Here is a 14,767-nt window from a genome sequence, read left to right on the forward strand (position 1 = left end):
GAATCTGCGGTATTTGACCTAAACCCGAACGTATGTGCTATAATATGAATAATATTACCAAAAATGAGGTGTCGCACATGCTGATACATCAAGCCTATAAATACCGGATCTACCCCACACCGGAACAACAGCAACTCATAAGGCGTATGTTCGGCTGCTGCCGCTTTGTGTTCAATACCTTTTTGGACACTTGGAATCAAAGCTATGCGGAAACGGGAAAAGGCTTGTCCTATCACGCTTGTGCGACAAAACTCCCTGCACTAAAAGCACAATACGACTGGCTGAAAGAAGTCGATAGCATCGCTTTGCAGTCGGCTGCCCGTCATGTGGCGGATAGCTTTGATCGCTTTTTCAAAAAGCAAAATCAAGCGCCACGCTTTAAGAGCCGGAAGCATCCGGTTCAAAGTTACACGACCAAATTCACGAACGGGAATATCGCCATTGAGGGGAGTCGCTTGAAGCTCCCAAAACTCGGCTGGATGCGTTTTGCAAACTCCCGGAAGCTGGAAGGCCGGATATTGTCCGCTACCGTGCGTCAAAACGCCAGTGGGAAATTTTTCGTTTCGCTTGGCTGCGAAGTTGAAAAGAACCCACTGCCGCAAGTGGACGCACATATCGGAATCGATCTGGGTTTGAAAGAGTATGCTGTAAGCTCAAATGGTGAACGGTATGCCAACCCCCGCTTTTACCGCCAATATGAGAAAAAGCTGGCGCTTTGGCAGCGGCGGATGGCTCGGCGTACTCCGGGCGGCTCCAACTGGAAGAAAGCGAAGCAGCATGTCGCTCGCATTCACGAACGTATTGCGAATAAACGAAATGATTTTCTCCACCAACTGACAACGAAACTGATCCGTGAAAACCAAACGATTAGTATCGAACATCTGCGTGTCGCGAATATGATTCAGAATCCCAAGCTTTCAAAATCCATCGCGGATGCGTCTTGGGGGGAGTGGGTACGGCAACTGACGTACAAAGCCCTTTGGTATGGACGAACCCTTCGGATCGTCGATATGTTCGAACCGACCAGTCAGCGGTGTCACGTGTGTGGCACAATCCACCCGGAAGTTAAGAATCTTGCGGTTCGGGAATGGACGTGTACCGTTTGCGGTACGCTTCATGACCGTGATGAAAACGCCGCTCATAATATTGCACAAGTAGCGGTTTAACCGCCACCTATCCAAATTATAGAACTGCGGGAACGCAGGAATCGCTTGCTAAATAAGAAGAGGTTACTCTTCTGTTCGCAAGAATCCGCCACTTCAAGCGTTAGCTAAGTGGGGGAGAATTCAATACCTATCCAGCCCGTACTCTGCCCAAACAGCATCATACTTCCGCTCAAAGATTGCCCACCGCTTCTCGGTACCGTATTTTGCTTGAAGCCTGGCTAAATAATCGTTTGCCGTCTCCTGATCCCCTGAGTGCAGCAGCAGCCGGAAAATCTCTTCACTCATATACAATGATGTCCTATCTATATAGTAATCTGCAATGTCCCTGGCGCTTGTCATGGCATGCATGAAGCTGAGGGCCTCCTCCAAATGACGGATAAGCTCAGCTGTGAAGGTCTCCCGGTCCGTCTCAGGTGTCAGCGTATAAATGTCGGGAGCTGTGGGACAGATTGCTCTGATCCGCGCGGTAAAATGAGACTTGAAGTCCAGAGCCGGCAGATTATCGGGCTGCTTGGACTGGAGCTCTGCCAGCTCGGCAGAATGGATACTGCAATTGATATAGAACATAAGCTTGCTCGAGGTGTTGTACGGGTACCTTTGAAAATTGATTTTGTAGATAAAACCAGCCTCTGTTTTGTGGAAATTCAAAGCCTTTTTACGATAATCATGCTGTTTGAAAAAGGGTTTGATGTCATTCGTAATGATCTCTTTAAACAGCTCTTGCATAAGAAACCCTCCCGGCTGAAATGAATTAGGATGAACCTCATTTTTTCCTATAACTATGTATACCCTTAATATAGCAGGGTGCCGCCGTACCAATCCGCACTCATTTGGGTAATAATGTATTAGCGCTGAAGAAAGGGGAATCGGCATGTGAAGAAGAATGCTAAGGTTTTGCTGTATGTTTCTTTATTTACAGCTGTTATGGTCATGCTGTTCGGCTGGGTTTTGCCTGCGGTTTTACAATTTTATCTTCATAATATGTACATAAAAGGGTTAACGCTGCTGTTCATATTTAGTGTAGTGGTGCTATCCAAGCGCTTTACGTGGAAGAATAATATGGTTTACGTTATTGCGGGCTTCACTCTGCTCAGCATGCTGCTGGACACCTCGGGCAATCCGGTAACCAATAAGCCGCTTGAGTGGGTGGTTTCGCCAATCGGGGAGCTGCAGGTCATGCAGGATGTCAGTAATTATGCACCCGGCGAGTATGCCATTACGGATAATCTAACCATTCTAAAGCAGAACGGCGAGGTGCTGGAGCTTAGCACGGTCTGGCTGTATCTGTACCGGTTCGTACAATATCTGGTGCTGTACTCGGTGGTTGGAACGCTGCTGGGCATCATAATTGGTATGAGGCCGCAGCGGGAGATTCCGTTCATCCAGACGACAGCTGAAACGCCGCTGACTGCAGAACAGGAGCTGCGGGCAGCCGCGGAAATGAAGCGCAGAGCAGAAGCCGGAAGTGTCCGGCCTATTCCCCCGCAAGAGATCCTGGACACAGTCCGCCAGATGAAGAAGGACGGGAAGCTCATTGCCGCGATCAAGCTCGTGCGCCAGCATTCGGATATGTCTCTGGGCGAAGCGAAGCAGTATGTGGAGCAGTTATAAAAGGAATTGATTTTCAGGATGAATGCCTGCGGCGGGACGCTGCAGGTATTTTTTTTATGCTGCAAGGCCTTAGAAAATTTCCTCCTGATCATTTATACTGGGTAAAGTGACATTCAATCGAAGGAGCCCCGAATCCATTATGAATAAAAAAGAAGTAGCGCATATCCGCAAGCAGTTTAAGCTCGACCATGATTTGCTGAGCCTGTACGATATTCTGAACGTGTACGTGATGAAGGAAACGAACGAGATTTATCACTGGGAGCGCCTGCCGTTTGGCCTCGTGGACCGGGAGAAGCAGGAGCTGTACATGGGCAATTTCAAAAAGCTGCTGACCGGTGAGCTGGACCACAAGCTGTTCGAGCTGAAGTTTCAGGATGAAGCGGAGGAGCCGGCCAAGGTTATGCTGCACCAGGGGCTGATCACAGGGGATCCGGAAGAGTGGCAGGACCTCATGCTGCTGCTGGTGGACCGGATGCTGGCAGATACCAAGTATGAAAAGGACACGGTAATCACCTTCGTACGCGGGCAGTACCACCGGCCGACCAAAGCCAGAAATGAAGCAAACGAAGAAAGTGAGAAGAACGAGACGTTCGCACACCAGTTCATTCTGTGCAGCGTGAATTCTACCGAGCAGCAGCGGAAGCACCTCATGTTCGACTATGTAGAGAAGGAATTTAAATATAGTGTCATCGTTGATCCGATTGTGAAGCTCAGCTCACCGGAGCAGGGGTTCCTCTATCCGAGTGTGACGGATAATTATTCGGATATTAACCGCGTGCTGTACTGTACAGGCAAATCGAATTATCCGGACCCGCAGTTCATCGAGCAGGTGCTGAATGCAGAATCTTCTATAACGGCGATGGAGGAGAGAGCTTATTTCGAGGATATCGTGAAGGAGATTGCCGGCGAGCATCTGGATTCAACCACCATCGCCCAGGTGTATGAGCAGATTCAGCAGGTTATCGAGGACGGGCAGGGTGAGGAAGAGCCGGCTACGCTGGATTTTAAGGATGTCGAACGCGTTCTGAAGGTAAGCGGCGTGGAGGATGTTACGGCGGAAAAAGTGGAGCGGGCCTTCGAGACGATCATCGACGACCGGAATTACGAGATGAAGGCAGCCAGCGTAATGCCGAAATTCACCACCAAATCGATCAAAATCGAAACCAAGGTAGCTACCATCTCCGTCAGCCCGCAGGATCTGCGTTATGTGAAGCAGGTTAATTACCAGGGTAAACGCTGCATCATGATCGAGGTTGATGAGGACGTGGTGATTGAAGGGTTTACGCTTAGTACGGAGGAGCTGTAATTCAGGCAGGAGCTTGGCGTATGGATAGGCTGTATTTTAAAGTTTCATCCTTTCAGTTAACCGGTTAACTCAGTTAACTGGAGTTAACATCAATCCATCTTTGTGGTATACTCGGCTTAGAAACAGCGTACAATGCAAAGAGAGCCGTGCGCGAACACGACTCTCCGTTGCAACAGCCGCTTTTAAGGGCGGAGGCTTGAAACAGGATAGGCCAGAAATAGACCGCTACCTTTGACCAGGGCGGCCTATTTCTTTTTGTGGAAAGATAGAATCAACGCGGGCCAGAGTCGCGAATGAAATCATTAGCGTCAATGCTTGGTATACCTCCACTGGCATCACCTCCCTTCCGGGAGATTAGCCGGCCGCCCTCAAAGCCTTTCTATTGCTTTAATAGTATAGCATGCTGATTAATTGATTGGATATATTAAACAAAAATAGGACTCTCCTTGTTATGCAAGGCGAGTCCTATTTTCACTATTACTTCTATTATCCAAGCAATCATTCAGTCGCTTCCCTTTGACTCATCCCAAAATTTCGCCGCTGCCTTCCGGATAGCAATTTCCTCCTGCATATCAGCAATCAGCTTATTCTTCAGTATTCCTCACTACACCCAGCCCGTAAACTCCAGGATCGATGCCTTCGCCGACTGCGCCTCGGACTGTGCACCCTTACGCCACTCTTTGGGCGAGGTGCCCATCAGCCGGGAGAAGCAGCGGTTAAAGCTGGAGATGGAATGAAAGCCGACCTGCTCGGAGATGGAGAGGATGGAATCATCCGTACTTTTTAGCTGCTTGCAGGCTTCCTCGATGCGTGTACTGGTCAGGAAATCCAGCGGCGCGGTGCCCATGATTTCGTGGAATTTTCTGCGGAAATGGGTGGTGCTCAGGTGGCATAGCTCGGCCAGAAAGTCGATCGTAATCGGCGTCATATAGTGCTTCGTGATATACTCCAGCGCCGGAGAGATCACAAAATCCCCCTTCAGCGCCTGCTCGCTCTCCTGTCCGGCCAGCAGCTCATTCGCGGAATAAATCCGCAGCAGCTCGATATAAAGCGATTGCAATAAGCCGTAAGCACTTTCCTGATAATACGGCCGCTGCTGCTTCAGCTCCTCCACGATGGAGGTGGCCAGATAATACACCTTAGGGTGCAGCTCCCTGCTCAGCACACAATTTCGGCCCTGGACTCTCCACAGATTAGGCTCGAAGCTGCTGTAAGCGCTTTTGAAGGAATGCTGGAACAGCTCCTCCGGTGAGAAAAAAAGGTAGGACCACAGGCTGGCCGAATCCTTCGAGCTGTACGTGGTATGGGGAAGGAAGCGCGGCAGAAAGGTGATATCTCCGGCTTTAAAAGGGACGGCCTCTCCTTTAATCTCCATGATTCCGCTGTCCGAGTAACAGATCCCGATTTCCAGATGGTTGTGAAAATGCAGATGCTCCGACTTAATGTCGGAAATTCTCCAGCGGTCCCCGCTCAGCAGCAGGACAGGGAATTGAATGGGCAGGCTGTAGTGGCGGTACTCAATGACGGGCTTCTTTTTTCTGGGCATGTCCGTAAGGCCCCCGTTCCAATATGTGGATTAGTAATTAAATTACACTATGGTAGCTAGAATGATAGCATTGTGCCGGCGTTAAGAGAATGGGATAGAAATCCCAACTTTACAGAAATTAATTATAAATGATCGAAATTGCGCAGGTTTTCTATGAATATGCTTAGAATATGACTATTATACACCTTACAATAGAATTCATAAAGCGTTTACAAACTGTCAGACGGCTCTCAATCGCCATTGGGGGACCGTGTGCGAAGGAGAGGGGAATTTCAACATGCTTCAACTGGATTATGATAAGGAACTGATTTTGAGCGTTATCGATAAGGTAACCAAGAAGACACTGGCTATGGACTTAACCTGGGACTGGCCTTGCGGCGTAGCATATTACGGGGTATCGAGAGCCTACAAGGTTACTGGAAACAAGGAGTACCTCGACACGCTGATCCGCTGGGCAGATGAATATATTGAGCTGGGCCTGCCAACCTGGACGGTTAACACCTGTGCGATGGGGCACATGCTGATTACACTCTATGAAGAGACCGGCAACCAGAAGTACTGGGATATTGTAATGAGCAAGGTGGATTACCTGCAAAATAGCGCGCTCCGCTTCGGAGACAACGTGCTGCAGCATACGGTATCGGCGAACAATGATTTTCCTGAGCAGGCTTGGGCGGATACGCTGTTCATGGCGGCCTTCTTCCTGCTGCGTGTCGGCAGCAAGCTGAAGGACCAGACCCTGATCAACGATGCCCTGAACAATTACTACTGGCATATCAAATATCTGCAAAATCCTAGCACTGGCTTCTGGTATCACGGCTACAACAATGTGAAGCAGGATCATATGTCCGGCTTCTACTGGGGCAGAGCGAATGCCTGGGGCGCGTACACCATGTCGCAGGTTAAACCGCTGCTGCATGAATGGTACCTGTACCCGCAGTGTATGGATATCGAGTGCTCGGTACGTGACCAGCTGGCTGCACTCAAGCTTGTCCAGACTGAGAACGGCCTCTGGCGCACGGTACTGAATGACGAGGGCTCCTATGAGGAAGTGTCCGCGTCTGCAGGTATTGCGGCGGCAATGGTTAACAACGGCAATCCGCTGCACACCAAATATGTACAAAAGGCGCTTAAGGGCATTCTCGAGAACATCAGTGAAGACGGACGTGTACTCAATGTATCCGGCGGGACTGCTGTCATGAAGGACCGTGAAGGCTACTGCAATATTCCAAAAGACTGGATCCAGGGCTGGGGCCAAGGCTTAGCGCTTGCCTTCCTGTCCGATATGATTCAATAGGAGGTAAGTCACTTGACCAAACATACTAAGGGCTCTTTTACACTGCCGGGCGAATCCGGATATGAAAAGCTGACACTGGAGCTGGCTGAACGCTGGGGTGCGGATGTGATCCGTGACAGTGACGGCACCAAGCTGTCCGATGAAATTATCAACGCGGGGTACGGGATCTATTCTACGATCTGTATCATCCGTGACCATAATGAATGGGCGTCGCAGAATCCTGACAAGCTGCAGCAGTCCTTCCTGATCACTAATCCGAAGGTAGCGGTACAGGATTACTTGTCCATCTATGTGATGGAGGATTTCTTCGCTGACCAGTTCAGAGTGAATGACTCCAAGGAAGCGTTCAAATACTGGCAGGTTGTTGACCGTACGACGGGTGAGGAGCTTCCGCGTGAGCAGTGGAATTACGACCGTGAATCGGGAAATGTGGTGCTGACCGGGATTACGCCTTGGCATAAATACACCGTCAGCTTCATGGCTTACCGCATCTGGGAAGAAATCTCAATGTACAACCACACCACGAACAACTGGACCAAGGACCACCTCATGCAGATCGACCCGATGTACTCGGAGACTCAGGAGTATATGCTGGACTGGATGGAACAATGGTGCGTGGAGCATAAAGAAACAACCGTAGTCCGCTTTACTTCCCTGTTCTATAACTTCGCCTGGATCTGGGGCAGCAGTGAGCGCAACCGCCACCTGTTCTCCGACTGGGGTTCATATGATTTTACCGTGAGTGCAAGAGCGCTTGATCTGTTTGCCAAAAAATACGGCTATTCCCTGACCGCTGAAGATTTTGTTAACGGCGGCAAGTACCGTGTCAGCCACATTCCGGCCGAGCAGCGTAAGCTGGACTGGATGGAGTTCATTAATGACTTTGTCATTGGCTTCAGCAAGCAGCTTATCGATATTGTTCACAGTCACGGCAAGCTGGCCTATGTCTTTTATGATGACAGCTGGGTTGGCATGGAGCCTTACAATGACCGGTTCGAGGAGTTTGGCTTCGACGGCATGATCAAATGTGTATTCTCCGGCTATGAAGCGCGGATGTGCTCCGGCGTCAAAGTGGACACGCACGAAATCCGTCTGCATCCTTACCTGTTCCCGGTTGGACTGGGCGGTGCCCCTACCTTCATGGAGGGCGGAGACCCTACACTGGATGCGAAGAAGTACTGGATCAACATCCGCCGCGCCCTGCTGCGCGAACCGATTGACCGTATGGGACTTGGCGGCTATCTGCATCTGGTTGAGCCATATCCGGATTTCTGCGACTATATCGAGAAGATTGCCGATGAATTCAGAGAGATCAAAGAGCTGCACAGCAAGGGCAAGCCTTACCAGGTGAAAACCAAGGTAGCGGTGCTGCACAGCTGGGGCAAGCTGAGATCCTGGACGCTGTCCGGCCACTTCCACGAAACCTTTATGCATGATCTGATTCATATCAATGAAGCATTGTCCGGCTCCCCGGTGGAAGTGCAGTTCATCGACTTCGAGGACATCCGTCAGGGCGTACTGAATAACGTTGATGTAGTAATCAATGCAGGTGCGGCAGGTTCTGCCTGGAGCGGCGGCAAGCACTGGAACGACAGCAAAGTGGTCGATATTCTGACCAAGTGGGTATATGAAGGCGGTACATTCATCGGGGTGAACCAGCCTTCTGCAGTAGAAGGGTATGACACGTTCTTCAGAATGGCTCATGTTCTCGGTGTGGATGAGGATACGGGTGCCAGAGTGGTGCATGGCCGGTGGGCTTTTGAAGCCAAGGATGAGCTGGGCCTGCTGCCTGAAGGAGCAACCATCGAAGCGAAGCAGGGCATCTATCTGACAGATGGTGCGGCTTCGGTTGTGCAGCAATCGGGCGGCAGAATCACGCTGTCCTCGAACGCTTTTGGCAAAGGAAAAGGGATCTACCTGCCTTCCTTCGAGTTCAACCTGGAGAATACAAGACTGCTGCTCAACCTGATCCGTTATGCGGGCGGCGAGCTGGATGACAGCAAGTACATCACGGATAACCTCTACACAGAGTGCGCTTACTATCCGGAGAGCAAGATTCTCGTTGTGATCAACAACAGCTCGGAGACGCAGAAGACCTCGGTTGAGACGGAATTCGGCGTGCAGACGCTGGAACTCGCTCCTTATGATACTGTGATTAAAACGATCGGATAATATTAATAGGATTACAAAGCTCAAGCCTGCGGCGTTCTGCCGTATGCTTGGGCTTTTTTGCTGTGTGGCAGACGGGGATAAGAGCTGCTGAACGCAAAATATGATAGGATAAGAGTACATTATTCCCGCCATTGGGCTAGAAAAGAGAGTAGCATGAGAATCATTATTTCACCTGCCAAGAAGATGAAGATCGACACGGATGTATTCGCGGAGCGTCAGCTGCCGCAGTTCATCAGCGAGTCAGAGACACTGTTAGCAGCATTACAGAAATTGAATTATGATGAGTTAAAAAAGATCTGGAAATGCAATGACGACATTGCCGCGCAGAATGTGGAGCGCATTACCCATATGAATCTGGAGCGGAATCTTACGCCGGCGGTGTTCGCCTACGAAGGTCTGCAATACCAGTACATGGCGCCGGGCGTGCTGCAGACGGAGGAGCTGGAATATCTGCAGGAGCATCTGCGGATTCTCTCCGGGTTCTACGGGATGCTGCGTCCGTTCGACGGCGTTGCTCCTTACCGGCTGGAGATGCAGGCCAAGCTCGCCGGACCCGGCTATAGCTCATTGTACAAGTTCTGGAACCGGAAGCTGGCGGACCAGCTGTTTGCCGAAACCGACTGCATCGTGAACCTGGCCTCCAAGGAGTACAGCAAGTGTATCTCTCCGTATCTGGGCGAGAACGTTCGTATGGTCACATGCGTGTTCGGACAAGAAGTAAACGGGAAAATAACCGAAAAAGCCACCTTCGCCAAAATGGCCCGGGGCGAAATGGTCCGCTTCATGGCCGAGCGGCAGATCAGCCGCGTGGAGGAGATTAAGGAGTATACAGGGCTGAACTTTGCCTACTCGGATGAGCTGTCTGATGAGGGGACTTATGTGTTTGTACAAGGTTAAAGCTGATTGTATGGAGTCTAAACGGATAAGCAGACACAATACTAAAAAGACCGCCAAAGGCGGTCTGTAACACAAGTTATAGCAGCTTTGATCCAGACTGTTTAATTAAAGCTAATCGTGTAGGCGATTACAGGATAAGGAGTCGTTGATCCGGGAACGCGTTCTACTACAGTGACCAGCGTGCCGGTTTGGTAATAGCTAGCACCGCCGCTGTAATTAGTCTTGTTTACAATAGCTGTGCCAAGGTCAACCAGTGCATTGTTATAGCTCCAGTAGTAGTGCAGACGGAGTACGTTTGCAACGGATGTTGTAATCTTCACGCTTGTACCGGATGTTCTGGCGTTAGGGAGATTGTAAGTGTAGGTTTGGCCTGAGGAAAGGGAATGGTTAAAGCTGTATCCATAGTTTACGGTGACAGGGTTAGCAGACGCGGTTAGACCAAAGCTCATTGACAGGCCCATAACGAAGACAAGTACTGCGGTAAGCATTTTTTTCATACCATTGTTCATCCTCTCAAATGAAATGTTTTGGTAGTTTATCCGATGTAAACTAAAAACCTTCCAAAGCAGAATGGATATTGCCTTTAATATATACCAGAAAATTACATTTGTAAATGAGAGTTTTGCCGTACATTTTCTGCTATTTATAATAGAATATATACTATAGTTATGCTACGCACCCATTCCCCTATCCAATGGAGGATAACAATGGACAAGGTGTCCCGCTTTAAACAATCCATCGCTTACATAGAAGAACACCTGCATAGCGAGCTCAGCCTTGAGCTGGCGGCACAGGCCGGATACACCTCGCTCATGCAGCTCTACCGGGACTGCTACACCTACACCGGGCATTCGGTAAAGGAGTACATCCGCAAACGCCGGCTGTCGGTTGCCCTTGCCCTGATTAGAGCAGCAGAGCTGCCGCTGGCCGAGATTGCCTATGCCTGCGGCTACAGCTCCCAGCAAGCCTTGTGCAAATATGTGAAATCCGCCACAGCTATGACTCCGCTAGAATACCAGAAGAGCGATGCCTGCTACTACTTCCCCGCATATGACAGCCAGCCTGTAAGGCAGGTAACGGTTACTACAAACACTATCCCCAAGACTCTGCATACTGCTTTTTATTATCCTGAATCTGATGGCATTGAACACCGGGCAATACACGCACTGAGCGCTCTTTTACCGGGATATACAGGAAGAATCTTTGGCAGGGGCGGACAGCCGCGCAGCGGAGAGTTCTGTTATAAGCTCGCTGTAGAATACGATTATGAGCTAATAGACCGCTTTGCTGGCAGTGTTTTTCTGGAAGCAGCTGTTCATCCGGAGTTTACCCGCACTTTTGCCAAAATAACGGTCAACAACAATGAAGCTGAGATTACGTCGGCCTGGAACTACCTTTACGGGGAGTGGCTGAGAGTAAGTATGTTCAAGCAGGCTGAGGGCGGTTACTTTGAAGAGTATATTTGTAAGAGAGGTGCCGTGAACAGGCTGGTTTTGTACCTTCCGGTGGTCAAGCGGCCGGATTACAACAGTATCCGCGTGGAGTATTGCGATGAACGGCTGTTTCTGGCCGCCAGCCGCTTGGGAGAGGACGCCGAGGAACAGGCAGCTGCAGCGGTAATCACCTACTTATCCCTCCATAATCCCGGTGCGATAAGAAAAAACATAGAATTCTACGTATCTCACAATGGTCTGAGCTATACGTGTGGTGTACGGTTGAAATTAGCTCACGTGCTGCCGGAGGATTGCGGGCTTGAGCTTGTCCAGCTTCCCGCAGGCCAATATGCTGTATTAGAGAGCAGCTGCTGCAGCGACAGCAGGGTGTTTGGGGAATTGCTGGACAGCTGGATCAGAGAAAACGGATGGGGCAGGGGGAAGACGCCCGCTTTTACTACATATAAGACAAACGGCAGTCATGACCCGGAGAAGATACAGATGAAGGTATGGATCAGGCTGGAAGCTGTTATAAACCGATAATACCGCAGGCCTGATTGTATATACAATTGAGGTATGAAAGGAGCTGGAACACTCATGAGTCTAAGAAAAAAGGACCTGCTGCAGCAGGCCTCGGAAGGCTACAGCCCCCGGGTTAAGCCGGCAATCCTGAGAATGGTGGAGGAGATGAGCCAGATGGAGCATTCAAATGAAGTGCTTGTGGAGCAGGTTACTGAGCTATGCGCGATTGTGGATAGGCCGGAGATGAAGATTGTCGGGCTTGCGCTGCCGGTGACGTTCGAAAGCCGGGGCTACGGGGGATTTTCCGGATTCGGGCAGGCGGGCTGTATTCTGAATGACTACTATTATACGAAAAAGCTGATAACGGAAGGAGATATGGCGCTGCTCTCCGGCATAATCAGCAGCAGACTCCAAGGCGGGGACAATGTTGTTACAGTGCGGACAGAGGTTAAAGGTGACGGGAACTATAAGGTGCTTGTGGGCTATGAGGTGGACAGTCTGGAGGACCTGCCTGATTATCTGCCGGAGTATACGGAGACGCTTACAGTGCCGGCCTGCCGGTATGCCAAGGTCCTGATTAATGAGGGCGGGCAGGAAGGGCAGCTTGGGTACGGTGAGCGTATGCATGCGGATGAGTACTTTGTGGGGGATTTCCGCAATGCTACCAGCTATGTATATAATCCTGCGGGCTGCGGGTTCAATACATATGACAGTGCGGGAGAGATTCTGACCAAATATGAACCGGTTATGCTGGCACAGACGGTTGCTGAGCGCTACGCCTCCCTGCGTTTTAAGGCGGTTACTCTCCCAGAGATGAAGATCGCCTGCAGTATGACTTTGCCGGATAGCGGGGAGTTTGTGATTACGAAGTATTTTGACGTGCAGGATCAGGTATTTGCCACTGAAGCAGCAAAATATTATCTGCATGATTACTACGGGTTTGCAGTGGACAGTGGTCAGGAGGGGAAATACAATTCCTGCTTCGGAACAAGAGTCAGCTCGTTTGCCGGATTACCGGATTGTGTAGAAAAGATAACACTGCCGGGCGGCATCTATCTGCACATCAGCCAGCTTGAGGTGAACGGTGATAATCCTGGTATTCCTTATGATGCTGCGTTCAATCACCTGGAGGAGCTGTATCTGTCTGAGCACCCCGAGTACCAGCGCGACTGGAGCAGGCAGGTCATCGCCCGGTTCCGGCAGGCTAATGCGGCTTCGGTGTTTGTTCCGTTGGTGAAATAAAAGTAGTAAGATATGAGAGGAGGCCCTTCCCTAGCAGGAAGGGTTTCTTCGGCTATAAGGGGAATTTGTATGTATGGCGTAATTGAAACAAGAGGAGAATCAATCATGACTTTTGAAGTGCTTATGGCTGTTCCTGTTATAGTAGCTCTTATTGTAGTAATCTGGTGTATAACTGTAATCATACGAAGAAAAGCAAGCCGGAAGACAATGGGTGACAGTCAGCTGGTCATCAGGGATGCAAAGTTTGCTTTTGACGTCATTTTTGGAATAGTATTTTTAGCTGTCGGATTATTTCAAGTGATCCGCTTCTATGGAGCAGAGGGCGGTATAGAGCTGATGTTTCTGTTTTGGCCGATGTATTTAATCCTGTTGGCACCTGTTTATTTGGTAAGAGCGCTCAGTAAAATTGAGATTTATGATCAGGGCATTTTAACGAGAGATGGTATGTGGAGATGGGAGCAGACAGAGAAAGTGTCCGTTAAAGATGAGGGCAATTCTGTAATAGTCAGGTTTAAACTAAAACGCAATTGGCTTAATAGCAAGAAGATAACCATAAACAAAAACGAAAAAGAGAAGGTAATAACGTTGCTGAATGATGTCATTAAATGATAAAGGTGTTAACAGCTATGGCGAACCAGCGCAAGCTAGAAGAAGTGCTGAGAGAATTGTCCAAAGAAGAACTGATTGCTATTATTGCTGAGGCTGCCGGGCAAGATGAGGTGTTTAAGAATAAGCTTCTTTTAAAATATGGTACTGAGGATCAGCCGCGCCTGCTTAAAACCTTCCAAAAGCTTTTAAAAACGATCGTTAAGCAATACACAGGCCGGGAGGGCTTCATCCCTTACCGGGAGACAAGCAGCTTCGCAGCAGATCTAATGGCTTTGCTGGATAGTAAGGATAGTGTGGGCGAGGATACAGTGAAGCTGGAAATGGCCTTACTGGTACTGGAAGAAGGAGTAGAGGCGTTTCAGTATGCGGATGACTCGGACGGCGAGATCGGGGCGCTGGTGGATGAGGTGTTGGATCAGATTGACGGGCTTGCTGAGGGTCAGCAGACGGCGGATGAGTCCGTGCGGAAGCATTTTTTAACACGCCTGATTAAGATGAGCCAAAATGCTGTATTTGACGGCTGGGATGATTATCCGGTTACTCTGCTGCGGATATGTACGGTATTTGCTGATGAGAAGAAGCGCAGAGAGCAATTGCTGGCGGCTATCGGCGAGCGGATTACAGCTACTACTGGTGAGAGGTATAGGGAGTATTTAAATGAGGCGTTGCAGAGAATTCAGTTTGAGCTTATCGATAAATATAGCTCAGCTGAAGAAGCGGATAAGTTTATGCAGGAACATCTACATATGAGTTCATTCAGAGCATTGGCGATTCAGAAAAGCATGGAGGCTGGCGACTACGGGCGTGCCATCCAGCTGGCAGAGCAAGGAGAATGGGGAGACAGATCCGACTTTAAAAAGGCGCGATATGCAGCTTATAAGGCGCTGTCGCTAAAGGAAAGAGCAGAGGCAGCTGGCTAAAGAGCTTTTGCTGGATGGGGACTATGAATATTACGCTGAGCTTGAA

The 14,767-nt window shown here is 49.6% G+C and carries 13 protein-coding genes; 10 read left to right on the forward strand and 3 right to left on the reverse strand.

Translation table 11 applies throughout. The annotated features are described in order from the left end of the window. Nucleotides 1–77: 77 nt before the first annotated feature. Nucleotides 78–1,166, forward strand: a complete 1,089-nt coding sequence (gene tnpB, locus R70723_RS03265; protein ID WP_197071792.1) for an IS200/IS605 family element RNA-guided endonuclease TnpB — start codon at nt 78–80, stop codon at nt 1,164–1,166. A gap of 120 nt (nt 1,167–1,286) precedes the next feature. Here the strand turns inward: tnpB and R70723_RS03270 are convergent, their stop codons facing one another. After that, nucleotides 1,287–1,892 carry a DUF4304 domain-containing protein gene (locus tag R70723_RS03270; protein WP_039869764.1) on the reverse strand — a complete coding sequence of 202 codons (606 nt, stop codon included), beginning with the start codon at nt 1,890–1,892 and terminating at the stop codon, nt 1,287–1,289. Nucleotides 1,893–2,039: 147 nt separating this feature from the next. Between R70723_RS03270 and R70723_RS03275 the strand changes: the two genes are divergently transcribed. Then, nucleotides 2,040–2,777 (forward strand): hypothetical protein, encoded by a 738-nt coding sequence (locus R70723_RS03275; protein WP_039869766.1) that lies wholly within the window; start codon nt 2,040–2,042, stop codon nt 2,775–2,777. Nucleotides 2,778–2,916: 139 nt separating this feature from the next. Continuing rightward, a complete protein-coding gene (locus R70723_RS03280) occupies nt 2,917–4,083 on the forward strand; it encodes a DUF4317 domain-containing protein (protein ID WP_039869768.1) in 1,167 nt (388 codons plus the stop codon). A 604-nt stretch (nt 4,084–4,687) separates the two neighbouring features. Here the strand turns inward: R70723_RS03280 and R70723_RS03285 are convergent. Next, on the reverse strand, nt 4,688–5,629 hold the full coding sequence (locus R70723_RS03285; protein WP_039869770.1) for an AraC family transcriptional regulator: 942 nt from the start codon (nt 5,627–5,629) through the stop codon (nt 4,688–4,690). A 277-nt stretch (nt 5,630–5,906) separates the two neighbouring features. On the opposite strand from R70723_RS03285, the gene R70723_RS03290 reads away from it, so the two are divergent. The 3 genes from R70723_RS03290 (at nt 5,907) to yaaA (ending at nt 9,995) form a co-directional block, all read left to right on the forward strand. After that, entirely contained in the window at nt 5,907–6,926 is a 1,020-nt protein-coding gene (locus R70723_RS03290) for a glycoside hydrolase family 88/105 protein (RefSeq protein ID WP_039869773.1), read from the forward strand. Between the two features lie 12 nt (nt 6,927–6,938). Beyond that, entirely contained in the window at nt 6,939–9,098 is a 2,160-nt protein-coding gene (gene gnpA / locus R70723_RS03295; protein ID WP_039869774.1) for a 1,3-beta-galactosyl-N-acetylhexosamine phosphorylase, read from the forward strand. Nucleotides 9,099–9,251: 153 nt separating this feature from the next. Further along, nucleotides 9,252–9,995 (forward strand): peroxide stress protein YaaA, encoded by a 744-nt coding sequence (gene yaaA, locus R70723_RS03300; RefSeq protein WP_039869776.1) that lies wholly within the window; start codon nt 9,252–9,254, stop codon nt 9,993–9,995. 101 nt (nt 9,996–10,096) lie between these two features. Here yaaA and R70723_RS03305 read toward each other — a convergent pair whose 3' ends face one another. Beyond that, the gene (locus R70723_RS03305) at nt 10,097–10,492 is read right to left on the reverse strand and encodes a hypothetical protein (RefSeq protein WP_039869778.1); all 396 of its coding nucleotides are present in this window, start codon (nt 10,490–10,492) and stop codon (nt 10,097–10,099) included. A gap of 210 nt (nt 10,493–10,702) precedes the next feature. Here R70723_RS03305 and R70723_RS31855 point away from each other — a divergent pair, with 210 nt between their 5' ends. From R70723_RS31855 to R70723_RS03325, 4 genes are all read left to right on the forward strand, one after another. Beyond that, entirely contained in the window at nt 10,703–11,971 is a 1,269-nt protein-coding gene (locus tag R70723_RS31855; RefSeq protein WP_052421172.1) for a helix-turn-helix domain-containing protein, read from the forward strand. Between the two features lie 54 nt (nt 11,972–12,025). Further along, nucleotides 12,026–13,192 carry a GyrI-like domain-containing protein gene (locus R70723_RS03315; RefSeq protein ID WP_039869779.1) on the forward strand — a complete coding sequence of 389 codons (1,167 nt, stop codon included), beginning with the start codon at nt 12,026–12,028 and terminating at the stop codon, nt 13,190–13,192. 105 nt (nt 13,193–13,297) lie between these two features. Next, a complete protein-coding gene (locus R70723_RS03320; RefSeq protein ID WP_039869780.1) occupies nt 13,298–13,801 on the forward strand; it encodes a hypothetical protein in 504 nt (167 codons plus the stop codon). Further along, nucleotides 13,798–14,721 carry a hypothetical protein gene (locus tag R70723_RS03325; protein ID WP_039869781.1) on the forward strand — a complete coding sequence of 308 codons (924 nt, stop codon included), beginning with the start codon at nt 13,798–13,800 and terminating at the stop codon, nt 14,719–14,721. The genes R70723_RS03320 and R70723_RS03325 overlap by 4 nt, the downstream gene beginning before the upstream one ends. Nucleotides 14,722–14,767 lie beyond the last annotated feature (46 nt).

It is taken from the genome of Paenibacillus sp. FSL R7-0273 (assembly GCF_000758625.1).
Classification (GTDB): Bacteria; Bacillota; Bacilli; order Paenibacillales; family Paenibacillaceae; genus Paenibacillus_AQ.